Below are 25,823 nucleotides of genomic sequence, written 5' to 3' on the forward strand. Positions count from 1 at the left end.
AACGCTTCTCACATATTAACCAAAGAATGCCAAGAATGCGATAACGACAGCGATAATTGGAAGTGCCTCAACTAAAGCTACCCCGATGAACATAAGAGTTCTTAGTTCTCTACCAGCTTCTGGCTGACGAGCGATTCCTTCAACTGTTTTAGATACGATTAGACCGTTACCAATACCTGCTCCTAGTGCTCCTAAACCGATTGCAATTGCTGCTGCTATTAAATTCATTAAAAAGCTCCTCCTTTAAAATAACGTCCTTTTTGGACTCTCAATTTTTTAGTGTTCGTCGCTGACTTTATGGGAGATATACACCATTGTCAGCATGGTGAAGATAAATGCCTGGATGGTTCCGACAAACAAACTGAATGCCTGCCATACAATCATCGGCACGATGGCACCTAATGTACCAATGATACCTAGTGCAAGGTTTTGCGAATAGAAATTAGTCGCAAGTCCTGCAAGTAAACCAAGAAGAATCTCTCCAGCGAAAATATTTCCATAAAGACGCAAACCAAGTGTTAATGTGTTTGCAAATTCTTCAATAATTTTCAGCGGTACTAAAAGTGGGATTGGTCTAAAGTAGTCTTTTGTATATTCCTTGACTCCTTTTGCTTTAACACCATAGTAGTGTGTCAATCCCATGACCATAACCGCTAGTGTCATTGTGATTGCAGGATCAGCAGTTGGTGATTTCCACCATAAGTTGTGATCGACCGTAATCGAGAATGGCAGTCCAAGCATGTTTGAAACAAATATGTACATGAGTAATGTAACGCCAAGCGCTAGAAATGGGGCTCCTGTTTTCATGTCCATCGAACTACCTATGATATTTCGAACAAAATCAACAATCCATTCCATGAAGTTCTGCGCCTTTGTCGGACGAATAGCCAGAACACGAGTAGTCAGCACCGCTATGAGAAGAACGATGATACTAGCAATCGTAATCATGAGAACATTGGATAAGTTGAACGTTAACCCTAAAAATTCTGTAGTTTTTGAACTGTGACCCAAAGAGTATTCACCTCTCTTCCATAGTAGAACGTTTAAGTTGAATGAAGGAATCTATCATAATGACAGGATATATTGTCATTAATCCTATAACAACACCTGCCAGATGAACTTCGTTAGGGTAACGCCAAGCAATCGCTACTGCGAGAATTGCGTTGGCCCACCTGGCTGTACTTCCCATTGAACGAATAGATTTTCCTTTTTTAACTGCTCGATCAAAAGCATGCATTCTCCGAATAAGCAGGAATAAATTAAAGAAAGCAAAAATTGTGCCGATAATGAAACCAAGAAACAGTGGTTTAAAACCAGGCATGGCATAGCCAAACACAAAAATTGCCAATAAATAGAACATATATTTACTCTGTCTGCGGAAAATGACGTTTGGATCGTTCATTCATCTGACTCCCGATGAAAAATATTGTAAAAAAGGTGATAAATGGTGATGAAAACTGCGTAGAAGACGCTTATGATAAGCCGTCCTATTTGAAAAAAATCAATCACCCATCGGTCTAATTGTGCAATCAGACTTGAAATCTTTAGATCTATGGGATTCTGCTTCATTCGCTGATACAAACCCTGATTATTAAAGGGTTCACAATGAGGATTAGTAGAGTGCTATAGGCTATGAAAACCTTACCATAATACCCTCGTTTAGCATACAATAGCGTCTATGATGTGTCAATCCGTTGAAAGTTAAAAAACTTTTCTATAATGAGAGAGCACACAAAATGTTCACAATTTCATCAAACTTTAGGAGAGTTGTGACATTCATGCAAAAAAACTGCTAATGTTCAGTATACATTGATTTTTCTAAGAACGATATCAACCGTTTGTCATATTTTTCAAAAAAGCCCACATGCACGTTTGCATGTGGGCTTTTCATGAATCATTCTTATTTTGTTCCATACATACGGTCACCAGCATCACCAAGACCTGGGATGATGTAACCTTTTTCGTTTAACTTCTCATCTAATGCCGCAATGTAGATATCAACATCTGGATGATGTTTTTGCATTTCTTCTACACCTTCTGGCGCAGCAATCAGACACATGAAGCGGATGTTTTTCGCACCGCGTTTTTTCAAGCTGTTTAATGCTTCTACAGCTGATCCGCCCGTTGCAAGCATTGGGTCTACTACGATAAATTCACGCTCTTCCACATCAGATGGAAGCTTCACATAATATTCAACAGGCTTTAATGTCTTCGGATCACGGTATAAACCGACATGTCCCACTTTGGCAGCTGGAATGAGCTTCAAAATCCCGTCTACCATTCCAAGACCTGCTCTTAAAATCGGCACAACTCCGAGTTTTTTACCTGAGATCACGTTTGATTTAGCGACTTGTACAGGTGTTTCTACATCTACCTCTTCAAGCGGTAAGTCTCTTGTAATTTCAAATGCCATTAATGTTGCGACTTCATCCACTAGCTCTCTAAATTCTTTTGTTCCTGTATGAACGTCACGAATATATGTAAGTTTGTGCTGAATAAGCGGGTGATCAAATACATAAACCTTTGCCATTGCTTGCTACAACTCCTTTTCTGTCATCTTCCGGTGAACTTTGCACACTTCCTACAATTCTACATAAAAAGACATCATCTTTCAATATGATTCGCAAATCCTACAAAAAAAACCCACATGCCAAAAATAGGCAAATGGGTCTGCATCTTAATAATCTAATTCTTGATATAGAGGGAAACGAGCTGTCAGATCAGATACACGCTTTTTCGCCTCTTCTAATTTCGCTTCATCTTCATGATGTTTCAGAGCCAGCGCAATAATGGAACCGACTTCTTTCATCGCTTCTTGATCGAAGCCACGGCTTGTCACTGCTGCTGTACCTACACGTACACCACTTGTAACAAATGGTTTCTCTGGATCATATGGAATTGCATTTTTGTTCACCGTGATACCAATTTCATCAAGAACGTTTTCTGCAATTTTTCCTGTAATGCCAAGAGAGCGCAAGTCGATGAGAACAAGATGGTTATCTGTTCCACCAGATACAAGCTGAATATCCTCAGATAAAAGTGTTTCAGCTAGTTGTTTTGCGTTATCAATCACGTTTTGTGCATATGTTTTGAAATCTCCGTTCAATACTTCACCGAAAGAAACAGCTTTTGCAGAGATCACATGCATGAGTGGTCCACCTTGAATACCAGGGAAGATCGATTTGTCGATCTTTTTACCAAACTCTTCACGGCATAGAATCATTCCGCCGCGAGGTCCGCGCAATGTTTTGTGAGTTGTCGTTGTCACAAAATCAGCGTAAGGAACTGGATTTGGATGAAGACCTGCTGCAACAAGACCCGCGATGTGAGCCATGTCCACCATAAAGTAAGCACCGACTTCATCGGCAATTTCACGGAACTTTTTGAAATCAATTTGACGTGGGTAAGCACTTGCCCCCGCTACGATTAGTTTCGGCTTATGTTCACGTGCTTTTTCAAGTACATCTTGGTAGTCGATATGTTGTGTTTCTTTATCTACACCGTATTCTACAAAGTTGTACTGTACGCCGCTAAAGTTTACAGGGCTTCCATGTGTTAAATGCCCACCATGTGATAAGTTCATGCCTAGCACTGTATCGCCATGCTCAAGGATTGTAAAGTATACGGCCATATTCGCTTGAGCTCCTGAGTGAGGCTGTACGTTCACATACTCAGCGCCAAAAATTTCTTTTGCGCGGTCACGTGCGATATCTTCTACAACGTCTACATGTTCACAGCCGCCATAGTAGCGTTTACCAGGGTAACCTTCTGCATATTTGTTTGTTAAGACAGAACCCTGCGCTTCCATGACTGCTTCGCTTACGAAGTTTTCTGATGCAATTAATTCGATTTTGTCCTGCTGGCGTTTCCGCTCTAGTTGAATTGCTTTGAATACTTGTGCGTCTTGCTCAGGTAAATGTTTCATCAGCGAAATCCTCTCCAATCTATTTCCATTCGATGTTTTCACCATCTCATTGTACACGGTTTTTGAGTAAAATGTAAAAGTTTTTTTTGGAAAATCGACTTCTTTTTTATGAAAACCCGAATATTCAAAGGGTGAAGCGTCTTCATCATTCAACATTATATTAGAAATATATCCGAACTATGAACTTGTATAAACGGCTCGTTCTCCGCCAATCAGCTTTGGACGAGTTTTTGCAAACGTCACATGTGCTTGTCCTAATTGATGACGGCTGAGACGGACCGGTACGGCTACCCGCTTTAAGTGCATGCCGATGAATGTATCACCGATATCAATCCCTGCATGCGCTGAAATGGATTCAACCAGCACAGGGTGTTCCATTTGCTGATACGCATGCGCCGCCATAGAACCACCCGCCTTACGGACAGGTACTGCCGCTACAATTTCTAAGTTAAGCCGGTACGCCACCTCCTCTTCCACAACGAGGGCACGATTCAAATGCTCGCAGCATTGGAAGGCCAATTCAATTCCTGTCTCGCGTCTCAGTTGATCGAGCTCTTGATAAATAGCTTCAGCAATTTGCTCACTTCCCGCTGTCCCAATGTGCTCGCCAGCCACTTCTGACGTACTGCAGCCAATCACTAAAATGTGGCCGGCTCGCAGTTCAACTGTTTGATGAAACTCTTTTAACATCTCAAGCCAATCTTGACCAATGTTCATGTTAAACGCTCCTTACAGGTGCTTTTCTTCGTAATCAGCGATTTTACCAATCCGCACAGCATGACGTCCTGCAGTAAATTCTGTTGTCAGCCAAATGTGAGCAATCTCTCTTGCCAATCCTGGTCCAATGACTCGTTCTCCCATCGCAAGAACATTTGTATCGTTATGTTCTCTCGTCGCCTTTGCACTGAATGTATCATGCGCCAATGCACAGCGGATGCCTTTCACTTTGTTTGCTGAAATGCTCATACCGATACCTGTCCCGCAAATTAAAATGCCTCGATCGACTTCCCCGTTTGCCACCATATTGGCTACAGGAAAAGCATAGTCAGGGTAGTCTACAGAACCTGATCCACATTCACAACCCATATCAATGTATTCAATCTTTAATTCATCCATTAGTTGTTTGATTTCTTCACGAATATTCGTTCCGCCGTGATCGGATGCAATGGCTACTTTCATCGGGCAATTCCTCCTAAGGGTGAGTTAATCTGTCATGTCTTACATTCATTCTTTATTTACAGTTATATTTTAACCTCTGCCTAGTCATTTGCAAACAAAAGCAGAAAAACCGTTTGCGCAACGGTTTTACAGGTTGTCCATTTATGAGGATTTGTGATCCTGTTTAAGCTTTTTAGCAAGTTGATACAATAGCGTTTCTAGTTCATCTCGTGTCTCCTGATAAATGGAGAGACTCCCTCCAAATGGATCCGACACGTCACCTTCTGATCCTGTCGCAAATTCTTTTAGAGTGAAGACCTTGTCTTTCACATGAGCATATTGCTCCACAATCAACTGTTTATGCTGAATCGTCATGGTGAAGACATAATCTGCTTCACGAAGAAGTTCTTCTGTTAGTTTAGACGATGAGTGATTCAGTGGAATGCTTTTCTCAAATAATGCTTCGACTGCTTGAGGAGAAGCCTTCCCTGCATCAGAGGCGAAGATGCCCGCTGATTTTACAGTGACCTGTAAGCCTTTTTCATCTGCAATGGAGGAAAAAAGGGCTTGAGCCATCGGACTTCTGCAAGTATTTCCCGTACAAACAAATAAGATATTCATCTTTCGACCTCCTTTTCTTCTATTATATAGCATTTCATTCTACATGTTATGTAAGGAGACTGGCTAGAGCGGAAATAATAATTTGATTCCAAAGGCTAGTAAAATCAATCCGCCAAGCGCACCGCTGTATGAACCTACCCATGACCGAACCTGTTTACCGAGTAATAATCCAAGCCATGTGAGCATCATACTAAAAAAGCCAAACAATAAAATGGTCATCAACACCCGAGAACCGTAAATCCCTAGGCTTAAGCCAACGGAAAAACTATCTAAACTCACACTTGTTGCAAAAAGAACGAGACCGGCCCCAACAGGTGCGATAAATGGCTTATCTTCTTTTCGGATAGAAGCGATGATCATTTGCAGACCCAGCACCAAAAGCAGCGCCCCGCCAATATAGGTTGCTAGGAGCCCAAGCCAGCCAGATAAAAGCTGACCTGTTAGCATGCCAAAAAGAGGCATAAACATATGAAATATCCCAATGACAAGTCCAATATAAAGGATCTGGCGGAATCTCAACTGAATCATCCCCATGCCGAGTCCAACCGAAAAGGCATCCATTCCAAGTGCAAAAGCCATGATACTGAGTGTGAGCAATTCGCCAGCTAGTTCATTCATGTAAATCCCCCTTGGACACGCATTCTCCTTTAACCTATGTTTGTCCAAGAGAGGTTAGAACTATTTGAATGAAGAGAGAGTGCGCCCTCCTGCCGCTTTTTGCAGACGGTTCATGATCGCAGAACCAACTCCCTGCTCTGAGAAGGCTTCTGAAATGATCAAGTCTACATCCGTTTCATCAAATTGTCTCAGCACACGATATAAGTTTGCCGCAACCGTTTCAGGCTTTTCTCTCCATCCACAGCTAAAGATAACATCTGCCGCAAACCATTCCTTCTTTTCTTCTGTCGTCAGCACACCTACTTTTAGTCCTTCAGCTCGGTGCTTCTGAATGTGCAGCTGCATGTCTTCATCACTTCCATGAAATATATACATTTGTGCTTCAGGTGCATAATGTGTGTATTTCATTCCCGGCGATACAGGCGCCTCGTCCTTTTTCGTCAACCCTGGATCCGTGTTGACTGTTCCTACGACCTCTTCTAACGCTTCTTTTGTAATACCGCCCGGCCTTAAGATCACTGGAATCTCGTCTACACAGGATACAACCGTTGACTCCACGCCAATACCTGTTGAACCACCATCGACAATGCCAGCAATTTTCCCATCAAGATCACTCGCGACATGATCCGCAAGTGTCGGCGACGGTTTTCCCGAACGGTTGGCACTTGGCGCGGCAATTGGCAGACCAGCTGCTCGGATGAGTTCAAGCGCAACAGGATGATCAGGCATTCTTACGCCTACTGTCGTTAAACCTGCCGTCACCTGCTTTGATAATGTGCCCGGCTTACAAGGTAGAACAATGGTGAGAGCGCCTGGCCAAAAGGCATCCATCAGCGCTGTTACTTTTTCATTTTCTATTTGCGCAAATTCATGAAGCTGTTGAACATCCGCAATGTGAACAATCAACGGATTATCACTTGGGCGTCCTTTCGCTTCATAAATTTTCTTCACAGCCTCTGTCTCTTTTGCATTTGCCCCTAGTCCATATACCGTTTCTGTCGGAAAAGCGACCACTTCATTCTGCCGCAACAACAGAGCTGCTTGTTCAATTTGTGGATAGTATGTGGATAAATCCTTTTTTAAATCCACAGACCACCTTTTTGTATTTAACATCATACAAACTCCTTTTAAAAAAGATAAAACTGTTGATATATCTCAATTATCCTTTTGAAAGTATAAAAGATGATGCTAAATAAAACAAGCGTTGTCCACAATTTGTGGATAACGCTTGTTTTACAGTGGATAAGTATGTGAATAAGTCCGGTGTTTTGTGATTAACTCGCTGTTTTTTGCAGCACAACCGCCTGCTCTTTTCCCAACGACTCTTTTGCATGCGCAGATACCCACACACTTTCTGGGATTTCCTCTATAGGCGTAAAGCCCATCAGCGCTAAAAAATCATGCGAAGAGGAGTGATTGGCTACAACATAAAAGGTGTCCACACCTTGTTTTTCCCCTAGCGTTTGAACACTTTGGAACAGAGAAACGATATGCCCCTGACCAAGTTTATCTGATATCACAAGTGATCTTAGCAATCCTTCTTGTTCATTTAGTCGTTCAAGGCCTAAACAGCCTGCAAGCTCACCGTCTGCATCTTCCATGACCACAAATGACGTACGCTCTGCAATCGTCACCCCGCCTTTTGCTTGGCCTTTTTCAAGAAAAGCATTAATGGCCGGGGCATCTTCTTCTGTCGCTATTCTTAATTGATAATACATGCTTTCACCTCTTTTTGTTCTCTTACTTCAACTCTATGAGGCAAAAACAGATTTAGACCTTTTTTAAGAGAAAAGACTAGAGACCCATTCGAACAGAAAGAATTTCACTTCACCCGTCTCTTCTTCTTTTACCACTTCATTGACAGATTCATTTGATGGCTCTGCAGCTACCTGCTCTTTATCATCTCCTTCTGGTGAGGCGATCGCTTCTCCGTTTGAAAAATCGATAAAGCAGAGCGGTGGGAATAACACACACCACCAATTGGCTCCGTCTCCTTCCCCTAACGTAATCAAAATGGCTTCATATTTCCCAGCAGGATAAACAAAGTTACCATATAGCTTTGTTGGAAATGAGGCTTTTTGAAAGCTGACCGATACGGATTGATCAATGTGTTGTTCCTTTAATTTTGCTTTGGCAATACGATTGATGTCTGGAAGCTTTGAACGAATCACACGTCTGGCTTCTTCAATGGATGTGAGGTCTTTCACCCACTCCGTTATATTGGCATTGACCTCATCTCGAATACTTCGTTTCACATCTTGATCTGCCGACCGGTCACTGTTGGCTAAAATGCGTAAACGAATGGCTTCATCTGGAATCACAACAGGCTGATTGGCAGAAGCAGCCGCCGTCTCCTCTTTTCCAAGGTTTGCAAAAGCACCACATAATAATAGAAACATATAAAGACAAATCATCATTTTACTTTTGAACATGATGTGTTCCCCCCACTTTTTCTCTTCGCTACAAACATTGTGTCCAGGAAACGCATCTCGTAAACAGCAAAAATGATTTTTTTAATAGATTATGAGTAAAAAACAACTACATGAGGTGAGCGAATCAATGTTTTTTCTGCATGCAAAAAAGCCATTCAACAACTTATGAACGGCTTTTTAGTGAGGATTGGTAATCGGACGGGTACAGTCTTCCATCCCAATCTCGGCTGATTTTTAATCCCGAATCTGTTTTGATAACTGTCATTGCACCTTTTTTCTCAATTTCCTTTTTGACCTTTCCTTTATGGTCAATAAATTGAATGATCATTTCATAGTCAAATTCAATCCTGTCATCGCTTTCATCTGAAGGTGTAAACGTAATTTTTTTCAGTTTAATTTGACAATCTTGATCTTTTGCTGCTTCTAATACACTTGGAAACATGCTGTCTTCTGTATATTCTTGATATTCATGCTCTGTTAAATAATCCTTCAACTTCTCCTTCATGTCAGATAGGTCATCCGTCCGATTCACTGTGTATTGTGCTTTTTTATAGTTTTCCCCAAATGCTGCTGCTTCTTTTTTAAAGCTCGGTTTACCGCAAGCACTCACAATCAATAGTACACTGACGATGACCAACACCATCGCATACCTTCTGTTCACACCATTCGCTCCTTCAAAACAAATTTATGTAAAAAATCATGATCAGAATGTTCATTCTTCTATATATACGTTTCCCTTTTACCATAAGTTTCATCTTTACATAATAAAATAGTCCGACTTTATTCAGCCGGACTTCCGTTTTGAATGTGTGCGCAAACCGCTCGATCCTTTCCGTTGATATCCTTGATGATATGAACATCAGCTGAAGGGAACGCCTGCAAAAGAAGCGCTTTTACATCTTGTGCTTGTGTATGTCCTATTTCTAAGACAACCACCGCTTGCTGATGAAGTACTTTGTGGAGATCACAGGCGATACGCTCATAAAACCACAGGCCATCACGCCCATCTGTCAGCGCATTGACAGGTTCATGCTTTGTGACAACCTCTGATAAACCATCCATTTCTTCTGCCGCAATATAAGGCGGATTGGAAATAAACACATCGACTTTGATGCCTTGAGCCATAATCGGTTCAAGTAAATCCCCTTGGACAAAATGAACGTCTGCACCAAGCGCTTCTTGATTTCGCTTTGCTACTTCAAGTGCTTCATGTGAAATATCCGTCGCTGTCACAGTGAGAGATTCTTTTTCAAGAGCTAACGTAATCGCAATTGCACCGCTACCTGTTCCTACATCAACAGCTTTGAGCGGCTGATCATTAGGAAAAACGCGATTCATCATATTCAATGCCGCCAGCACCACTTCCTCCGTTTCAGGACGAGGAATCAGAACGTGTTTGTTTACCTCAAAAGGACGCCCATAAAAAAATTCAACACCCGTTAAATGCTGCACAGGCACTCCACGCTTGTGCTGTGCGACGAACTTGCTGAATTGTGAATCTTGCTCCTCTGGCAGTGGATCATGAAAACGGGCAAGAAGTTCACTTCTGCTCCATCCAAGCACATGCATCAACATTAACTCTGCTGCGTTTTGGTCTCTGCCTGCTTCCGTTAACAAAGAAGAAGCCCATTTAAGGGCTTCAAAGATCGTTCGCTCTTTATTTTGCATTTTGAAGTTTTCTTGCTTGGTCTTCCATAATTAATGCATCAATGACCTCGTCAAGTTTTCCTTCTAAAATTTGATCAAGCTTTTGAATCGTCAATCCGATACGGTGGTCCGTCACGCGGTTTTGCGGGAAATTGTACGTACGGATACGCTCTGAACGATCCCCTGTTCCAACAGCAGATTTACGGGTTTGATCATATTCAGCTTGTGCTTCACGCTGGAATTTATCATAAATTCTCGCACGCAAAACTTTCATCGCTTTTTCTTTGTTTTTGATTTGTGATTTCTCATCCTGACAGGAAACCACTACACCTGTTGGAAGGTGAGTCAAACGAACAGCAGACATTGTGGTGTTAACACTTTGTCCCCCTGGTCCGCTTGATGCAAATGTATCCACACGAATATCTTTTTCGTGGATATCAATTTCAACTTCCTCAGCCTCTGGTAATACAGCAACTGTCGCTGTTGATGTATGAATACGGCCGCCTGACTCAGTTTCAGGAACACGCTGCACGCGGTGTGCACCGTTTTCAAACTTTAGTTTAGAATATGCACCTTTACCGCTAATCATAAAGATGATCTCCTTATAACCGCCAGTTCCAGTGACACTCGCTTCCATGACTTCCGTTTTCCAGCCTTGCATTTCAGCATAACGGCTGTACATACGGTACAAGTTTCCTGCAAACAGCGCAGCCTCTTCTCCGCCCGCTGCACCACGAACCTCCACAATAACGTTCTTATCGTCATTCGGATCTTTCGGGATGAGCAAGATTTTCAGCTCGTCTTCTAAACGTTCTGTTTCCTCTGTGAGCTCTGAAATTTCTTCTTTGACCATGTCGCGCATATCGGCATCGAGCTTATCTTCCAGCATGGCTTTCGCATCACTTAGCTGATCATATGCCGCACGATATTGTCTATATACCTCAACAGTTTCTTGAATATCAGATTGTTCCTTCGAATATTCACGAAGCTTCTTAGGGTCGTTCACCACTTCAGGGTCACTTAAATATTCATTTAGCTTTTCATAGCGTTCTTCAATTGATTTTAAACGGTCTAACATGGTCTTCACCTCTGTTTTGTGCGTAACAGTCTAATTATAGTATAGCGGGGTATGACAGTCAAAAAAATTTCCAAAACAATTGATTTTCTGCAATTTTTCACTAGAAAACACGATCTTTGGCGATTGGTTACTTGTTTTGTCTAACGTGAAGGAACGGATGCTCACGAAAGAGAATGGTACTTGTAATTGAAAAAAGGGAGGGCATTTGGTTTGAATACAAATGAGGTTGCAAAGGAAATTGGTGTATCTTCAAAAACCATTCAGCGCTGGGTCAAACAGCTCAACATCCCTGTCGCCCGGAATGAACTTGGACATTACGAATTTCATGATGACATTGTCCAGCTGCTCAAAGAGGTCCAACACCAAATGAACGAAGGTGTGATTCTCCATGACATTAGACTGCCGATCCATGAAGAAACCGCCCAGCAATTATCACCTGCTGTAGAAACTTCTGACTCATCAAAACGGATAGAAGCCTTAGAAGAACAAGTGAAACAGCTCCTTCAAGAGCAATCACATGTCAGTCATATTGAAGCCCGTTTCCAAGAAATAGAACGGAAACTCGCTAAGAAAGCAGATGAAGGCGTTTCCTACCAGCTCCTCCAGCACAGAAGAGAAATTGAAGAATTAACTGCAAAATTAGAACGCCTCACAGCCACATTGACAAAACCAAAACCATTAAAAGAAGAAGAAAAGGAAAAGGCACACCCCGACATGAAAAAAAAGCGTGTGCTCTTCCCTCTGTTTCATTCATTTCGCTAAGAAAGGCTGCCTATAAGGCAGCCTTTCTACTATATTATACGGTAAGTGCAATAATGATCGGTAATGTAATGAGTGACATGATCGCACTGATCACAAATGCCGATGCTGTTTCTGCTTCCTGTTTCTCAAATCGAGTGGCGATCATGGCCGCAACAGCTGAACCTGGGAAGGCAACAAGCAATACAGCTTTTGTAATTTCATCCGCCGAAAGACCCATAAGAATGGCGATAAAATACATAAGTAACGGTTGTACAGCTACTTTGAGCAATGCGATACTGAAAGCTGGTAAGCTCAGTTTAATTTTGCGGATACCGACTGTGACACCGACTGCAAAGAGCGCAACCCCTGATGTCACACTTCCAATTTCCTCTAGCATTTCATGTCCGATTTCAGGAAGTTTAAATCCTAAAAGAACAAGAATGATACTTGCTAACGGTGCAAGCGCAAGCGGCTCAGATAAACCGTGCAAAATCGCTTTCGTCGTCATTTTTAGGAAACTTTCGCCGTCTTTGGCTTTTCCTTTTGTTTTTTCACCGACAGTTGACACAATAATAGCAATTGGATCAAGCAATGCATTTACAACTATTCCGGTAATAGCAATCGGAATTGCAACTTCTTGAGCCCCAAATAAACTGCCCAAGACCGGAATCCCCATAAATGCAAAGGTCGGTTGTGCTGAGTTTAATGAGAAAACAGATGAATCTGTTAAATCATATTTAAAAGCAAATTTCGTAACTAAAAGGATAATGATATAAAAGCCTACGATTCCGAGAATCAATGCAACGAAAAATGGAATTTGACTATAGAATTTATCTTTTGGTGTTGACAGAATGCTGGCGATAAAGTGCGCTGGCAAAGCATACTTTGTAACAAGTGTACTTACACCTTTTGCAGATTTAGCGTCATAGCTGCCGAAGTTCCCTGCGAACCAACCCAGCGCGATAACGAAAAAAATCGGTGCTAGGAGGATCAAAATATTTAAAAAGTCCATCTTACTATTCCTCCTTGAATCCTTTACATGTTTCTTATTTTATAGCGGCATTGCTTACATTACCCGAAACAATGCCGCGTTACACATTTTATTATGCTCTTACAATTTTTTTATATTCAGGAATCCACATAGCATCTTTCACAGCTTGTTCGATGTTGTCAGGTGTTCTTCTTGCGACACCATCTTTAATTGCTGCTTTTGCTACTTCAACAGCTACCTTGATTGATACTTCTTGCAATTTATCAATGCTTGGAAGCAGTCCAGCGCCTGGTTTATCATGATCAACCATTTCAGCGATCGCATTTGCAGAAGCAACGAACATGCCTTTTGTGATAATTTTTGATTCCGTTACGATTGAACCAAGACCAAGTCCAGGGAAAACGAACGCATTGTTTGATTGTCCGATTTCATGTTCAATTCCGTTATACTCGACATTTTCGAATGGGCTTCCAGTTGCAACAAGCGCACGACCGTCTGTCCATTTGAATAGATCTTCCGGTACTGCTTCAGCAAGTGGAGTTGGGTTAGACATCGGCATGATCACTGGACGCTCTGTATGAGCTGCGATTTCTTTAATAATTTCTTCAGTGAATGCGCCGCCTTGACCTGATGTACCAATAAGAATGGTTGGCTTCACCTTGCGAACAGCTTCAGCAAATGAGATTTGTCCTTTTTCATCACGAGCCCAGCCTTCTACTTCATCAGAAGAACGAAGGTATGGTTTTTGGAAATCAAGCACTTCATCTTCAAACTGATCTGTTAGCAATCCTCTGTAGTCTAACGTCCAGAATGCATTGTTTGCTTCTTCTTCACTTAGACCTTCAAGAACCATTGTGTCACGCATTTGATCGGCGATTCCGATTCCAGCTGATCCAGCTCCGAAAATCATCACACGGTGATCTTTCAATTGAGTACCAGTTTTCTTGACAGCTGCAAGAACACCCGCTAAAGTAATGGCACCAGTACCTTGGATATCATCATTAAATGTTAAGATGTTGTCGTTGTATTTTTTCATGATGTTACGCGCATTTTTGTTTCCAAGGTCTTCCCAGTGAAGCAATGCTTTCGGGAAGAATTTAAGTGCTGCTTTGACATACGCATCAATGAACTCTTCGTATTTTTCACCTTGTACACGTTTGTGGTGGTTCCCGATGTACAATGGATCATTTAATAATTTTTCATTGTTAGTTCCAACATCTAATACAACTGGAATCACGCGGCTTGGATCAATCCCTGCTGCAGCCGTGTAAACAGCTAATTTACCAATTGCGATGTTGATACCACCAACACCCCAGTCACCAATTCCAAGAATACTCTCAGAGTCAGTTGCTACGATGAGGTCGATGTCGCCTGCTGTTGCATGTAAGTTTTCAAATGCTTTCTCAATACCGTCAATGTTGTCGATTGAAAGGTAGACACCATGAGGTCTTCTGTATTCATGGCTGTATTCTTGAATCGCTTCACCAACAGTTGGTGTGTAAACAACAGGAAGCATTTCACGAAGCTTGTCCGTTAGAAGCTTATAGAATAATACTTCGTTACGGTTTTGCAAATCACTTAAGTATACGTTTTGACGAAGACGATCTGGCTGAGCTAGAAATTGCTTGTATGCTCTCTCTGCTTGCTGTTCTAAAGTCAGAACAGTTGGAGGAAGTAATCCTTCTAGTCCAAGCTCTTGTCTTTCTTCTTCAGAGAAAGCAACGCCTTTGTTCAACGTTGGAATCGATAATACATCTTTACCTGTCAAAGTGGTTTCGAGGTACCCTTCTTTTGTTTTCTTCACGTTGTTCATCAAAAACTACCCTCTTTCTAAAATATAAATAAAGTGAACTATTAATACAAAGAACGATCAAGGAGAAAAATCCTTAATCAAAAAAATTATGACAAGAAATCGAACTTTTCGTTTAAATGCTTTACACTACAGTTAGTCATTTTATGCCTGCTTATACCAAAACGCAAGCGTTGAAAATTAGATAATTTTTTCGTAGCGTTATTTAATTTATTTAAGTACAAATGATGGGTGTTCAGCCAAAAACTCGAAAAACGAAACACAGCGGCATTTGCTATTTTTTTAATTGTCAAGTGTTGTACCAACATCTAGTTTTGGTACTTCATGGTGATGTCTGCATCGTGCTTCGTATGATTCCTGCGCACCTACTAAAATAATGGGATCATCATAGGATGCGGGTTTACCGTCGATCAAGCGTTGTGTTCTACTCGCTGGGGAGCCGCATACCGAACAAACTGCTTGAAGTTTTGTTACAAGCTCTGCACATGCCATTAAATGCGGAACAACACCAAATGGCTCTCCTCTGAAGTCTTGATCAAGGCCTGCAACAATGACTCGGTAGCCTTTATCAGCCAACTGAGTGACAATATCAATGATTGTCTCATCAAAAAATTGCACCTCATCAATGCCAATGACATCGGTTCGTTCTGATATGTGCGTTATTATGTCTTTTGGTGAGGTTACTGCAATCCCATCGACGGATGAACCGTTATGTGACACAACTGAGCTTGTGCTATACCGGTTGTCAATCGCTGGTTTGAATATTTTTACTTCTTGTTTGGCAAAGGTGGCTCTTTTGGCTCTCCGAATCAATTCTTCCGACTTTCCAGAAAACATACTTCCGCAGATGACTTCAAGCCAACCGCTTTGTTTCATCACATACATAAGGTCTTCTCCCCCGTTTTAAAGTTCCATCAATCCACGTAAAAAAACAGGCAAGAACGGATTCCTGCCTGTTTATTGTATCTATTATTACTTAAGACCGTATTTTTTGTTAAAGCGGTCAACACGTCCATCAGCAGAAGCGAATTTTTGACGGCCTGTATAGAAAGGATGGCACTCAGAGCAAATCTCGATGCGTACCTCTTCTTTTACTGATCCAGTTTCAAACTCATTTCCACAAGCGCATTTGACTGTAGCTTTTTTGTAGTTAGGATGAATTCCTGTTTTCATCTACTGTCATCTCCTTCCGCCCTGAATCCAATTCGGAAACAGAGTTAATATCTCAGAATAAATTCTGAAACGCACATGATAAAATTATAACAGTGTGAGTCTATGATTGCAAATGTATTTTTTCAAGAAGCTATCTTCTTGATGCAGACATATTTGCTTGTTTCCACTCTTGCGTTAAAATATCGAAAAATTCTTGGTTTGTCTTTGTTTTTCTCATTTTGCGCATGAATTTCTCAGCGAAATCAGGTGTATCTGACATTGATTTTCTCATCGCCCATAGACGATCAAGATGTTCTTTAGGCACAAGCAGCTCTTCTTTTCTTGTACCGGAACGACGAATGTCGATGGCTGGGAAAATTCTTCTTTCTGCAAGAGAACGATCTAAATGGAGCTCCATGTTTCCTGTTCCTTTAAACTCTTCATAAATCACATCATCCATACGTGATCCCGTATCAACAAGTGCAGTAGCTAAAATGGTCAAGCTCCCACCTTCTTCGATGTTACGCGCAGCACCAAAGAAGCGTTTTGGACGGTGGAAAGCCGCTGGATCAATACCGCCGGAAAGCGTTCGGCCGCTTGGCGGGATGACAAGGTTGTATGCCCGAGCAAGCCTTGTGATGCTGTCCATTAAGATGATGACATCTTTTTTATGTTCAACTAGACGCATCGCACGCTCTAATACAAGCTCTGCTACTTTAATGTGGTTTTCCGGTACTTCGTCAAAGGTTGAGCTAACGACATCCCCTGCAACAGAACGTTCGATATCTGTTACTTCCTCTGGACGTTCGTCAATAAGAAGAACAATCAGTTCTGCCTCTGGATGATTTTCAGAGATGCTGTTGGCAATTTCTTTGAGCAAAATGGTTTTCCCAGCCTTAGGCGGTGCAACAATTAAACCACGTTGCCCAAACCCAACTGGCGCCATCATATCCATAATTCTAGTAGACAGGTGATTAGGCTGTGTTTCAAGAATCATTTGACGATCAGGGAATAGCGGCGTGAGTGCAGGAAAGTGAACACGTTCCTTAGCTGATTCTGGGTCGTCCCCATTTACCGCTTCGACATGAAGGAGGCCATAGTAGCGTTCATTCTCTTTTGGAGGTCGTACCTTTCCAGACACCTTATCACCATTTCTTAAATCAAAGCGTCTGATTTGTGAAGCTGAAATATAAATGTCTTCAGAACTTGGGGAGTAGTTAATTGGTCTTAAGAAACCAAATCCCTCTGACTGAATAATTTCTAGAACCCCTTCCATAAATAAGAGATCCTCTTGCTCAGCATTCGCCTTTAAGATGGCAAAAATTAATTCTTTTTTTGTTAGTTTGCTGTAATAAGAGATTTTGTACTTTTTTGCTAACTCATACAGCTCTTTTAATTTCATATTTTCCAAAGATGAAATCGAAACATCTTTCAATATGGACACCACACTTTTCTAGTCAATGTATTTCATTACAAATGCATGACCATTGTATTTGATTAGCTTTTAATTCCGTTTTTGTTGGAATGACCTCGCTCTCATGGTAACGCTCCCACTCGTTTTATCGTAAAGATAGGAACAATGTGAAATTGAGCTTTGTCAACATAGAGAAGGATAATGAGTATATCGTCATGATGCGGCAGTATTTAAACTTGTTGAAGCTTAAAAGAAGTAAATTCGCAGAAAATTTCGCAGCACTCTTTAGTTTTACCTCATTTGCAGGGAATATTCAACTTTAAAAAGAAAATGATATATATTTGACACCTATATGAAAAGCGGGTAAAGAATACCCGCTTTCAGATTACGGACGAATGACAAGATTCGGTTTTTTCTTTAAACTGTGTCTGCCATCGACGAATCGAACAGTACCTGATTTCGCACGCATGACAACACTATGTGTTGTTCCAACAGAGCCTTTAAATTGAACACCTTTTAATAACTCGCCATCTGTTACACCTGTCGCTGCAAAAATGGCGTCATCGCCTTTCACGAGGTCTTCCATTCTGAGGACTTTTCCAACATCCAGTCCCATTTTCTCACAGCGTCTCAGCTCTTCTTCACTTTGTGGAAGAAGCTTACCGTGGATTTCTCCACCAAGTGCTTTTAACGCAACAGCAGAAAGGACACCTTCAGGCGCTCCACCTGAACCAAATAGAATATCAACACCTGTGTGATCAAATGCTGTATTAATGGCTCCTGCAACGTCACCATCATCGATCAGCTTGATTCTTGCTCCAGCTTCTCTCAGCTCAGCAATGATCTTTTCATGTCGCTCTCTGTTTAAAATTGTCGCAACAACATCTTCAATATCTTTGTTTTTTGCTTTTGCAACAGCACGAAGATTGTCAATGACAGGCGCTTCAATGTCGATGCAGCCTACCGCTTCTGGACCTACTGCGATCTTATCCATGTACATATCAGGTGCATTCAGCAAGTTGCCATGATCTGCAACAGCAATAACAGCTAAAGCATTCCAGCCGCCGCTTGCCACAATATTTGTTCCTTCCAATGGATCAACAGCGACATCCACGCGAGGTCCATATCCGTTTCCAAGCTTTTCCCCAATATAAAGCATTGGCGCTTCGTCCATTTCTCCCTCGCCGATGACCACAGTTCCCTTCATCGGAATCGTATCAAATACATCACGCATGGCACTTGTTGCAGCATCATCCGCTTCGTCTTTTAAACCTCTACCCATCCAACGAGCAGATTTTAATGCAGCTGCTTCTGTCACCCGTACTAGTTCCATCGATAAACTTCTTTCCATTTTTGTCCAAATCTCCTCTCACAGTCAAAGCCTTATGAATTTTGAAGTTCTTCTATTTCTTGGTCATTCAGCTTTTCACGCCAGATGGTTGCACCCAAGCCTTCAAGCTTCTCCTCAAGCATACTATATCCTCTGTCTATATGTTCAAGCCCTGTGATTTCGGTCACACCGTCTGCCATTAACCCTGCAACAACGAGACAAGCACCTGCTCGCAGATCACTTGCTTTGACCTTTGCACCTTGAAGCTGCGTTTGACCTGTAATAATGGCAGATCTTCCTTCCACCTTCATATTAGCACCCATTCGACGCAATTCGTCAATGTGTTTAAAACGGGCAGAGTAAATGGTATCTGTCACGACACTCGTGCCTTTCGCTTTTGTTAACAAAGCCGTCATCGGCTGTTGAAGATCGGTCGGAAAGCCCGGATACACAAGGGTTTTGATATCGACAGGCTTGAGTCCTTCATTTCTGCCAACGATCAGCATTTGATCGTTGCTTGTTTCAATTGTGAATCCCATCTCTCTAAGTTTCGCCGTAATTGATTCTAAATGAGTTGGGATCACATTATCAAGCACAACTTCATCCCCCATCGCTGCACCTGCAATTAAAAATGTACCTGCTTCTATGCGGTCAGGGATGATGGAATGCCTGCAGCCATGAAGAGATTCCACACCTTCGATCCGAATCACATCCGTCCCCGCACCTTTGATTTTAGCTCCCATGCTTGCAAGCAGTGTTGCTACATCAATAATTTCGGGTTCTTTTGCGGCATTTTCAATCACTGTTTTCCCTTCAGCCAGCACGGCTGCCAGCATGATGTTGATGGTCGCACCTACACTGACAACATCAAGATAAATACGGGCTCCGACTAATTTTTCAGCGCGCAAATAAATCGCACCCTGTTCGTTTGTCACCTCGGCTCCAAGTGCTTCAAAGCCTTTGATATGCTGATCGATCGGTCTAGGTCCTAAGTGACATCCCCCTGGCAATCCAATGACAGCCTGCTTGAATCTACCGAGCATAGCGCCCATTAAATAATAGGATGCTCGTAGTTTCTTCACTTTCCCATTAGGAAGCGGCATACTGATCATGGAGGCAGGATTGACAACCATCTCACCTTTTTCAAACGTGACCTTTCCGCCAATCTCTTCTAACAGATCTCGTAATGTGTCAATATCTGAAATATGCGGAAGGCCTTCAATGGTTACTGGAGAATCAGCGAGAATCGTGGCAGGAATCAGTGCCACAGCACTATTTTTCGCACCACTAATATGTACGGTCCCGCGCAAGGGGTCACCGCCGGCAATGTTTAACTTTTCCATATTTGTCTCCCTTCTTAAAGAAGATCACTGTTGGAGTTATACTGTTTGTGGATGTCGCGCTTTAAAAGGTCTTGTCCAAAATTTAGCCAATATCAAGAGAAAGAATACAGGTTAAACGAAATTTGTCGGAAGAAAAATAATCGAAGCTTTGCGAGGCTGTGATGTTCTCTTCTTTGCACAAAACATTTCTTAGCGTATTTAAGGAAAACTGCGGCAAACGGATGCGTATCCGTCTGCCACAATCACTTATTTATTCCAGTCTGCTAAAAATTGCTCAATGCCTGCATCCGTTAATGGGTGTTTTGTCAGCTGCTTGATGACTTTCAGCGGCATTGTGCCGATATGAGCACCTCTAAGCGCAGCTTCTGTCACATGCTGCGGGTGACGAATGGATGCAGCAATGATTTGTGTATCTAATCCATGAACATCAAAAATGGTTTTCACTTCACTAATGAGATCAAGACCATTCTGGCCAATGTCATCTAAGCGGCCGAGGAATGGAGAGACATACGTCGCACCAGCTCTAGCTGCAAGAAGTGCCTGGTTTGCACTAAAAATCAACGTGACGTTTGTTTTAATCCCAAGGTCTGTTAACGCTTTGACTGCTTTAAGACCGTCTGTTGTCATCGGGATTTTCACTGTGATATTTGGTGCAATAGCAGCAAGCTCTTTTCCTTCTTCGATCATTTCTTCTGCTTTGAGGGAAATGACTTCCGCACTAACTGAACCTGATACCACGTCAGTGATTTCACGAAGGCGGTCGTGGAACGATACGTCCTTTTCTTTCGCTACTAAACTAGGGTTTGTTGTCACGCCTGCTAAAATGCCAAGCTCGTGTGCCTCTTTGATGTCTGCGATATTCGCTGTGTCTACGAAAAATAACATAACTGTGCCACTCTCCTATCAATAAATTGTCTGAAATGTAAATTTGATTGCGCTTTCTCAAGATATGGAGAAAACCGCCTGTGACTCAGGCGGCTTTCGGTTCTCATCAAATTATGCTTGGTTAGAAGAACCAAATTCACGCATTTTGCCGATAACAGTCGCTTTAATTGCGTCACGAGCTGGTCCAAGATATTTACGTGGATCATACTCTTCTGTTTTTGCAGCAAGTGTTTCGCGAACTGCTTTCGCAGAAGCAATTTGGTTTTCAGTGTTTACATTGATTTTTGCTGTACCAAGTGAAATCGCACGCTTGATGTCAGCAGTCGGGATACCTGTTCCGCCGTGAAGAACAAGTGGAAGTCCAGTTGTTTTACCGATTTCTTCCATTTCAGCGAAACCAAGGTTTGGTTCACCTTTGTATGGACCATGAACTGAACCTAGTGCAGGCGCAAGGCAGTCAATACCAGTACGTTCTACAAGCTCTTGGCACTCTTTTGGATCAGCATAAATAACGCCCTCAGCGATGACGTCGTCTTCTTGTCCACCAACAGTTCCAAGCTCAGCTTCTACAGATACACCGTGGAAATGTGCAAGCTCAACTACTTTTGCAGTTGTCGCTACGTTCTCATCAAATGGATGGTGAGAAGCATCAATCATCACAGAAGTAAATCCTGCATGAATGGCTTTTGCACAAGATTCAAAGCTTGAACCGTGATCTAAATGAATCGCAACAGGAACTGTTACATTATATTCTTCGATTAACGCTTTTACCATTGCGACAACTGTTTTAAAGCCGCCCATGTAACGTCCTGCTCCTTCAGATACTCCTAAGATAACTGGAGATTTCTCTTCTTCAGCAGCTTGTAAAATCGCTTGCGTGAATTCTAAGTTATTTAAGTTAAACTGTCCAACAGCGTAACCTTTTTCCTTTGCGTCTTTCAACATTTCTGTCATTGAAACTAAAGGCATGATGAAAAATCCTCCCTATGTAGCTAATTTGCTTACTAAAAAAAGCTCTCCACCCTAGCATGACCAGAATTTCTCGCCATATGTAAACTTTCAAAGTCAGATCGCTTTCTTCTTCTTATCTAGAATACCAATTATTCGACAAATCGGCAACAGAATGACTTGATTCAATCATTTCCATCTAGCCATTTGTTTCGAGCGGCAAGTATTCTTTGACTGCATCACGGATTTCATCAATATCAAATGGTTTAGCAAAATGCGTTAATGCACCGAGCTCTTTAGACTCTTGAATCATATCTAGTTCGCCATAAGCTGTCATAATGATCACGCGGATGTCTTCATCAATTAATTTCATGCGTTTTAAAATCTCAATGCCATCCATTCCGGGAATCTTCATATCAAGCAGGACGAGGTTTGGTCTATGGTTTTTCACAATATCTAATGCCTGTAGTCCGTTAGCGGCTTGAAAGGTTTGATAGCCTTCTTTATGAAACACTTCATTCAGCAATATTCTAATACCGTACTGATCATCGACAATTAAAATTTTCTCATTCATCTGTTACACCCCATTGCTTTCATTTTTCGCCATAAAAAGAGCTGTTGTTAAATAATTCTGTTTGATTTTCACATTTCCTTTAATTATAATAGTTTACTTTACGACATTTTCTGAGCATTTTTCCTAATATTCTCTTTATATTCTATTATAAAATGATCTGACAGAAGGAGGAAATGAGTCTTGTTAAAAATTTTCACTACCCAATTATCAGGTATTTTTTCACGTATTGGAGATAAGCAGGCCGAAGCGATCGAAGACGGTGCACGCCTTCTTGCTCAGGCCGTTGTCAGTGGACATGCCGTGTATTTTCATGGCAAGAATGAACTGGCGGCTGTAGCCTTAGAGGCATCTGAGAGCAAGGAGCCGTTTCCGGGTGCGAAGGTTCTGCCGCTGGATCAAAAGGAGCGCAGCTTACTTCATCCAAGTGACAGGGTGCTTTTATTTTATTCAGATCCAGAAGATCAAGAGATTCAATCCCTTGTCAAAGAGCTGCACGAACAAGGTACACCTATTGTCGGGGTCGGTCCTGCACAAAAGGAGACGTCATTTATTGAAGAGCATTGTGATGTCCACATTGATTTTCAGCTCAAAAAACCACTTGTGCCTGCTGAAGATGGAACAAGGTTCGGCTATCCTGCACTGATGACCTGCTTATATGTCTACCATGCTCTATCGTTTACTGTGAAAGAAATCGTTGAGGAATATGAATAAAAAAACTGCCGAGAAGATGATATTCTCGGCAGTTTTTTGTTTTATTTTGATTCAGATGCCTGTAGTGAAGCACCAACGAAATCTCTAAATAACGGCTGTGGTCTTGTCGGTCTTGAAATGAATTCTGGATGGAACTGAGAAGCAAGGAACCATGGGTGATCCTTCAGTTCAATGATTTCAACAAGGCGTCCGTCTGGGCTTGTACCAGAGAAGACAAAACCTGCTGCTTCCATTTGCTGTCTGAATTCGTTATTAAACTCATAGCGATGACGGTGGCGTTCGTACACGACTTCGTCATTGTATGCAGCAAATGCTTTTGAGTCTTCGTTTAATTTACAAGGGTATAGGCCGAGGCGAAGTGTTCCACCTAAGTCATCAACATCCTTCTGTTCTGGAAGAAGGTCGATGATTGGGAATGCTGTTTCTGGATCAATTTCAGCGGAATGTGCTCCCTCTAAACCTAGTACGTTTCTCGCATATTCGATAGATGCGACTTGCATACCTAAGCAAATTCCGAAGAATGGCACTTTGTTTTCGCGCGCATATTGTGTTGCAATGATTTTCCCTTCTACTCCTCGGTCTCCGAAGCCTCCAGGAACAATAATGCCGTCTACATCTTGAGCGAAATCAGCCATATTTTCTGCTGTGACTTCTTCTGCGTTGATCCATTTGATTTGAACATCCGCATCAAATGCATAGCCCGCATGACGAAGTGATTCAACGACAGAAATGTATGCATCTTGCAGCTCAACATATTTCCCTACAAGACCAATCGTGACTTGTTTTGAAAGGTTTTGCACTTTATCAACAAGCGCCGTCCACTCCGTCATGTCCGCATCTTGACAGTCAAGCTTCATGTGCTCACATACAAGCTTGTCTAATCCTTGTTTTTGTAAATCAAGCGGAATCGAATAAAGGGTATCTGCATCCTGACATTCGATGACTGCTTTCGTATCAATATCACAGAATAGCGCAATTTTGTCCTTCATGTCTTGTGCCAATGGCATTTCAGTTCTGACCACAATGACGTTTGGCTGAATACCTAGACTACGAAGTTCTTTTACACTATGCTGTGTTGGTTTTGTTTTCAGTTCGCCTGCAGCACGGATGTAAGGAACAAGGGTACAATGAATGTACATCACGTTTTCACGGCCGATGTCACTCTTCATTTGACGAATCGCTTCTAGGAATGGAAGGGATTCGATATCTCCAACTGTTCCACCGATTTCTGTAATGACCACATCTGCACCCGTTTCTTTCCCTGCACGGTACACACGGTCTTTGATTTCATTTGTAATATGGGGAATGACCTGTACGGTTCCACCTAAATAGTCGCCGCGGCGCTCTTTTTTCAGGACTGTAGAATAGATTTTACCAGTTGTGACGTTGCTGTATTTATTCAAGTTAATATCAATGAAGCGCTCGTAGTGACCTAAGTCAAGATCTGTTTCAGCACCGTCGTCTGTGACAAATACCTCACCGTGCTGATATGGACTCATTGTCCCTGGGTCTACGTTGATATATGGATCAAATTTTTGAATGGTGACATCCATCCCTCTATTTTTCAGAAGGCGGCCTAACGATGCAGCCGTGATCCCTTTTCCAAGTGAGGAAACAACTCCTCCTGTTACAAAAATATACTTTGTCATTTCGTATGCTCCTCTCTTTTTTACCCTTGCATGACTAGACATGCACAGCTTCATCCTTTTAGAGTGTATCCCTAAATCTCTTGAAAAATAAGAAAGCTCCCTTTCAAATAAATGAAAGGGAGCGTAAATGAACGTATCTTTACGTACTCTTTTTTAGAGAGCCCAAAATACATACTACATAGTTCGCTCTGGAAAGTCAAGACGGTTTTGTCCTGTTTTCAGGACCGGTTTGTGAGGGTTATTTGTCTTCCTCATCATCGTCTAAATCGTCTTCATCAATTTCCGTTAAGCCGTCATCATCTTCATCATCATCTTCGTCGAACTCTTCTATCTCTTCATCGATTTCTTCATCGTCTAGGTCAAGGTCCTCGTCGTCTTCAACAAGATCAAGATCTTCTTCAAGCTCGTCGATTTCTTCTTCCTCTTCAATATCATCGAAGTCTTCTTCAACGACAGCAGCTTTTGTTTTTTTCTTTTTCGCTTTTGTTTTCACAGCTGGCTGAACTTCTTCTTCGATTTGATCAACTGGATACCAGCTGCGAAGTCCCCATCTCTGATCACCTAACGAAATAAAGCGGCCATCTATATTTAAGTCTGTATAAAATTGAGCAAGTCGATCATCAAGATCAGATTTTTGTATCCCTTGCAAACGGACCATTTCATCTATTAACTCGGAAAACGTAATCGGCGTTTTGCTGTCTCTGAAAATTTCATAAGCAAGTTCAACTAAAGACATTTGTTTGAGCTGTTCCTGTGAGTATTCTTTCAAACTCAAGGTCAGACACTCCCTTTCTAT

The 25,823-nt window shown here is 41.8% G+C and carries 29 protein-coding genes; 2 read left to right on the top strand and 27 right to left on the bottom strand.

What is annotated here, in order from left to right:
* Positions 1 to 15: 15 nt before the first annotated feature.
* From atpE to prfA, 15 genes are all read right to left on the bottom strand, one after another.
* A complete protein-coding gene (atpE, locus tag MHI20_RS11115; RefSeq protein WP_003214968.1) occupies positions 16 to 228 on the bottom strand; it encodes a F0F1 ATP synthase subunit C in 213 nt (70 codons plus the stop codon).
* Positions 229 to 276: 48 nt separating this feature from the next.
* Complete coding sequence (atpB, locus tag MHI20_RS11120) at positions 277 to 1,011, bottom strand: F0F1 ATP synthase subunit A (protein ID WP_007497637.1); 735 nt, start codon at positions 1,009 to 1,011, stop codon at positions 277 to 279.
* Positions 1,012 to 1,018: 7 nt separating this feature from the next.
* A complete protein-coding gene (locus tag MHI20_RS11125) occupies positions 1,019 to 1,402 on the bottom strand; it encodes an ATP synthase subunit I (RefSeq protein WP_007497639.1) in 384 nt (127 codons plus the stop codon).
* Positions 1,403 to 1,900: 498 nt separating this feature from the next.
* Positions 1,901 to 2,530 (bottom strand): uracil phosphoribosyltransferase, encoded by a 630-nt coding sequence (gene upp, locus MHI20_RS11130; RefSeq protein ID WP_003214553.1) that lies wholly within the window; start codon positions 2,528 to 2,530, stop codon positions 1,901 to 1,903.
* Positions 2,531 to 2,677: 147 nt separating this feature from the next.
* Positions 2,678 to 3,925 (bottom strand): serine hydroxymethyltransferase, encoded by a 1,248-nt coding sequence (gene glyA, locus MHI20_RS11135; protein ID WP_024718755.1) that lies wholly within the window; start codon positions 3,923 to 3,925, stop codon positions 2,678 to 2,680.
* A 177-nt stretch (positions 3,926 to 4,102) separates the two neighbouring features.
* Entirely contained in the window at positions 4,103 to 4,642 is a 540-nt protein-coding gene (locus tag MHI20_RS11140) for a TIGR01440 family protein (RefSeq protein WP_100324687.1), read from the bottom strand.
* 12 nt (positions 4,643 to 4,654) lie between these two features.
* Positions 4,655 to 5,104, bottom strand: coding sequence for a ribose 5-phosphate isomerase B (rpiB, locus tag MHI20_RS11145; RefSeq protein ID WP_003214714.1), 450 nt, complete (start codon positions 5,102 to 5,104; stop codon positions 4,655 to 4,657).
* Positions 5,105 to 5,245: 141 nt separating this feature from the next.
* Positions 5,246 to 5,704, bottom strand: coding sequence for a low molecular weight protein arginine phosphatase (locus MHI20_RS11150; protein ID WP_165379183.1), 459 nt, complete (start codon positions 5,702 to 5,704; stop codon positions 5,246 to 5,248).
* 63 nt (positions 5,705 to 5,767) lie between these two features.
* Positions 5,768 to 6,322 carry a manganese efflux pump MntP gene (locus tag MHI20_RS11155; protein ID WP_025208133.1) on the bottom strand — a complete coding sequence of 185 codons (555 nt, stop codon included), beginning with the start codon at positions 6,320 to 6,322 and terminating at the stop codon, positions 5,768 to 5,770.
* A gap of 60 nt (positions 6,323 to 6,382) precedes the next feature.
* Positions 6,383 to 7,435, bottom strand: coding sequence for an L-threonylcarbamoyladenylate synthase (locus tag MHI20_RS11160; RefSeq protein WP_255817069.1), 1,053 nt, complete (start codon positions 7,433 to 7,435; stop codon positions 6,383 to 6,385).
* 161 nt (positions 7,436 to 7,596) lie between these two features.
* Positions 7,597 to 8,040: a GNAT family N-acetyltransferase gene (locus MHI20_RS11165; RefSeq protein ID WP_007497650.1), complete on the bottom strand. Its 444-nt coding sequence runs from the start codon at positions 8,038 to 8,040 to the stop codon at positions 7,597 to 7,599.
* A 63-nt stretch (positions 8,041 to 8,103) separates the two neighbouring features.
* Positions 8,104 to 8,754, bottom strand: coding sequence for a stage II sporulation protein R (spoIIR, locus tag MHI20_RS11170; RefSeq protein ID WP_007497652.1), 651 nt, complete (start codon positions 8,752 to 8,754; stop codon positions 8,104 to 8,106).
* 163 nt (positions 8,755 to 8,917) lie between these two features.
* A complete protein-coding gene (locus tag MHI20_RS11175) occupies positions 8,918 to 9,397 on the bottom strand; it encodes a hypothetical protein (protein ID WP_019743247.1) in 480 nt (159 codons plus the stop codon).
* A gap of 137 nt (positions 9,398 to 9,534) precedes the next feature.
* Positions 9,535 to 10,422, bottom strand: coding sequence for a peptide chain release factor N(5)-glutamine methyltransferase (gene prmC, locus MHI20_RS11180; RefSeq protein WP_045033923.1), 888 nt, complete (start codon positions 10,420 to 10,422; stop codon positions 9,535 to 9,537).
* The gene (gene prfA, locus MHI20_RS11185; protein ID WP_008343422.1) at positions 10,412 to 11,479 is read right to left on the bottom strand and encodes a peptide chain release factor 1; all 1,068 of its coding nucleotides are present in this window, start codon (positions 11,477 to 11,479) and stop codon (positions 10,412 to 10,414) included. The genes prmC and prfA overlap by 11 nt, the downstream gene beginning before the upstream one ends.
* A gap of 210 nt (positions 11,480 to 11,689) precedes the next feature.
* Between prfA and racA the strand changes: the two genes are divergently transcribed.
* The gene (gene racA, locus MHI20_RS11190) at positions 11,690 to 12,241 is read left to right on the top strand and encodes a chromosome-anchoring protein RacA (protein ID WP_096881967.1); all 552 of its coding nucleotides are present in this window, start codon (positions 11,690 to 11,692) and stop codon (positions 12,239 to 12,241) included.
* 34 nt (positions 12,242 to 12,275) lie between these two features.
* On the opposite strand, the gene MHI20_RS11195 is transcribed toward racA, so the two are convergent.
* The 10 genes from MHI20_RS11195 to MHI20_RS11240 all read right to left on the bottom strand — a co-directional run bounded on the left by MHI20_RS11195 (position 12,276) and on the right by MHI20_RS11240 (position 22,667).
* Positions 12,276 to 13,232, bottom strand: a complete 957-nt coding sequence (locus MHI20_RS11195; protein WP_007497662.1) for an AEC family transporter — start codon at positions 13,230 to 13,232, stop codon at positions 12,276 to 12,278.
* A 91-nt stretch (positions 13,233 to 13,323) separates the two neighbouring features.
* Entirely contained in the window at positions 13,324 to 15,024 is a 1,701-nt protein-coding gene (gene malS / locus MHI20_RS11200) for an oxaloacetate-decarboxylating malate dehydrogenase (RefSeq protein WP_008343425.1), read from the bottom strand.
* A gap of 279 nt (positions 15,025 to 15,303) precedes the next feature.
* Complete coding sequence (locus MHI20_RS11205) at positions 15,304 to 15,906, bottom strand: thymidine kinase (protein WP_007497666.1); 603 nt, start codon at positions 15,904 to 15,906, stop codon at positions 15,304 to 15,306.
* Positions 15,907 to 15,993: 87 nt separating this feature from the next.
* A complete protein-coding gene (gene rpmE / locus MHI20_RS11210; protein WP_003215407.1) occupies positions 15,994 to 16,194 on the bottom strand; it encodes a 50S ribosomal protein L31 in 201 nt (66 codons plus the stop codon).
* A gap of 130 nt (positions 16,195 to 16,324) precedes the next feature.
* Positions 16,325 to 17,608, bottom strand: coding sequence for a transcription termination factor Rho (rho, locus tag MHI20_RS11215; RefSeq protein WP_007497667.1), 1,284 nt, complete (start codon positions 17,606 to 17,608; stop codon positions 16,325 to 16,327).
* Between the two features lie 364 nt (positions 17,609 to 17,972).
* A complete protein-coding gene (gene glpX, locus MHI20_RS11220; RefSeq protein WP_007497670.1) occupies positions 17,973 to 18,938 on the bottom strand; it encodes a class II fructose-bisphosphatase in 966 nt (321 codons plus the stop codon).
* A 32-nt stretch (positions 18,939 to 18,970) separates the two neighbouring features.
* Positions 18,971 to 20,260, bottom strand: coding sequence for a UDP-N-acetylglucosamine 1-carboxyvinyltransferase (locus tag MHI20_RS11225; protein ID WP_007497673.1), 1,290 nt, complete (start codon positions 20,258 to 20,260; stop codon positions 18,971 to 18,973).
* A 246-nt stretch (positions 20,261 to 20,506) separates the two neighbouring features.
* The gene (gene fsa, locus MHI20_RS11230; protein WP_003215343.1) at positions 20,507 to 21,145 is read right to left on the bottom strand and encodes a fructose-6-phosphate aldolase; all 639 of its coding nucleotides are present in this window, start codon (positions 21,143 to 21,145) and stop codon (positions 20,507 to 20,509) included.
* A 111-nt stretch (positions 21,146 to 21,256) separates the two neighbouring features.
* Positions 21,257 to 22,114: a class II fructose-bisphosphate aldolase gene (locus MHI20_RS11235; protein ID WP_007497678.1), complete on the bottom strand. Its 858-nt coding sequence runs from the start codon at positions 22,112 to 22,114 to the stop codon at positions 21,257 to 21,259.
* Positions 22,115 to 22,292: 178 nt separating this feature from the next.
* Entirely contained in the window at positions 22,293 to 22,667 is a 375-nt protein-coding gene (locus MHI20_RS11240) for a response regulator (RefSeq protein ID WP_003214681.1), read from the bottom strand.
* 180 nt (positions 22,668 to 22,847) lie between these two features.
* On the opposite strand from MHI20_RS11240, the gene MHI20_RS11245 reads away from it, so the two are divergent.
* Entirely contained in the window at positions 22,848 to 23,378 is a 531-nt protein-coding gene (locus MHI20_RS11245) for a DUF2529 domain-containing protein (RefSeq protein WP_008343445.1), read from the top strand.
* A 41-nt stretch (positions 23,379 to 23,419) separates the two neighbouring features.
* Here MHI20_RS11245 and pyrG read toward each other — a convergent pair whose 3' ends face one another.
* Positions 23,420 to 25,027 (bottom strand): glutamine hydrolyzing CTP synthase, encoded by a 1,608-nt coding sequence (gene pyrG / locus MHI20_RS11250; protein WP_017360053.1) that lies wholly within the window; start codon positions 25,025 to 25,027, stop codon positions 23,420 to 23,422.
* A 238-nt stretch (positions 25,028 to 25,265) separates the two neighbouring features.
* Positions 25,266 to 25,802 carry a DNA-directed RNA polymerase subunit delta gene (gene rpoE, locus MHI20_RS11255; RefSeq protein ID WP_017360054.1) on the bottom strand — a complete coding sequence of 179 codons (537 nt, stop codon included), beginning with the start codon at positions 25,800 to 25,802 and terminating at the stop codon, positions 25,266 to 25,268.
* Positions 25,803 to 25,823 lie beyond the last annotated feature (21 nt).

Origin of the sequence: Bacillus sp. FSL K6-1106 (assembly GCF_038005245.1) — a bacterium.
GTDB lineage: Bacteria > Bacillota > Bacilli > Bacillales > Bacillaceae > Bacillus > Bacillus altitudinis.

Bases quoted from the DNA above. Each gene is read 5' to 3' on its own strand.
- atpE (WP_003214968.1), bottom strand. From the start codon at position 228: ATGAATTTAATAGCAGCAGCAATTGCAATCGGTTTAGGAGCACTAGGA.
- MHI20_RS11125 (WP_007497639.1), bottom strand. From the start codon at position 1,402: ATGAACGATCCAAACGTCATTTTCCGCAGACAGAGTAAATATATGTTC.
- upp (WP_003214553.1), bottom strand. From the start codon at position 2,530: ATGGCAAAGGTTTATGTATTTGATCACCCGCTTATTCAGCACAAACTT.
- glyA (WP_024718755.1), bottom strand. From the start codon at position 3,925: ATGAAACATTTACCTGAGCAAGACGCACAAGTATTCAAAGCAATTCAA.
- MHI20_RS11140 (WP_100324687.1), bottom strand. From the start codon at position 4,642: ATGAACATTGGTCAAGATTGGCTTGAGATGTTAAAAGAGTTTCATCAA.
- rpiB (WP_003214714.1), bottom strand. From the start codon at position 5,104: ATGAAAGTAGCCATTGCATCCGATCACGGCGGAACGAATATTCGTGAA.
- MHI20_RS11150 (WP_165379183.1), bottom strand. From the start codon at position 5,704: ATGAATATCTTATTTGTTTGTACGGGAAATACTTGCAGAAGTCCGATG.
- MHI20_RS11155 (WP_025208133.1), bottom strand. From the start codon at position 6,322: ATGAATGAACTAGCTGGCGAATTGCTCACACTCAGTATCATGGCTTTT.
- MHI20_RS11160 (WP_255817069.1), bottom strand. From the start codon at position 7,435: ATGTTAAATACAAAAAGGTGGTCTGTGGATTTAAAAAAGGATTTATCC.
- MHI20_RS11165 (WP_007497650.1), bottom strand. From the start codon at position 8,040: ATGTATTATCAATTAAGAATAGCGACAGAAGAAGATGCCCCGGCCATT.
- spoIIR (WP_007497652.1), bottom strand. From the start codon at position 8,754: ATGTTCAAAAGTAAAATGATGATTTGTCTTTATATGTTTCTATTATTA.
- MHI20_RS11175 (WP_019743247.1), bottom strand. From the start codon at position 9,397: ATGGTGTTGGTCATCGTCAGTGTACTATTGATTGTGAGTGCTTGCGGT.
- prmC (WP_045033923.1), bottom strand. From the start codon at position 10,422: ATGCAAAATAAAGAGCGAACGATCTTTGAAGCCCTTAAATGGGCTTCT.
- prfA (WP_008343422.1), bottom strand. From the start codon at position 11,479: ATGTTAGACCGTTTAAAATCAATTGAAGAACGCTATGAAAAGCTAAAT.
- MHI20_RS11195 (WP_007497662.1), bottom strand. From the start codon at position 13,232: ATGGACTTTTTAAATATTTTGATCCTCCTAGCACCGATTTTTTTCGTT.
- malS (WP_008343425.1), bottom strand. From the start codon at position 15,024: ATGAACAACGTGAAGAAAACAAAAGAAGGGTACCTCGAAACCACTTTG.
- MHI20_RS11205 (WP_007497666.1), bottom strand. From the start codon at position 15,906: ATGTATGTGATGAAACAAAGCGGTTGGCTTGAAGTCATCTGCGGAAGT.
- rpmE (WP_003215407.1), bottom strand. From the start codon at position 16,194: ATGAAAACAGGAATTCATCCTAACTACAAAAAAGCTACAGTCAAATGC.
- glpX (WP_007497670.1), bottom strand. From the start codon at position 18,938: ATGGAAAGAAGTTTATCGATGGAACTAGTACGGGTGACAGAAGCAGCT.
- MHI20_RS11225 (WP_007497673.1), bottom strand. From the start codon at position 20,260: ATGGAAAAGTTAAACATTGCCGGCGGTGACCCCTTGCGCGGGACCGTA.
- fsa (WP_003215343.1), bottom strand. From the start codon at position 21,145: ATGTTATTTTTCGTAGACACAGCGAATATCGCAGACATCAAAGAGGCA.
- MHI20_RS11235 (WP_007497678.1), bottom strand. From the start codon at position 22,114: ATGCCTTTAGTTTCAATGACAGAAATGTTGAAAGACGCAAAGGAAAAA.
- MHI20_RS11240 (WP_003214681.1), bottom strand. From the start codon at position 22,667: ATGAATGAGAAAATTTTAATTGTCGATGATCAGTACGGTATTAGAATA.
- pyrG (WP_017360053.1), bottom strand. From the start codon at position 25,027: ATGACAAAGTATATTTTTGTAACAGGAGGAGTTGTTTCCTCACTTGGA.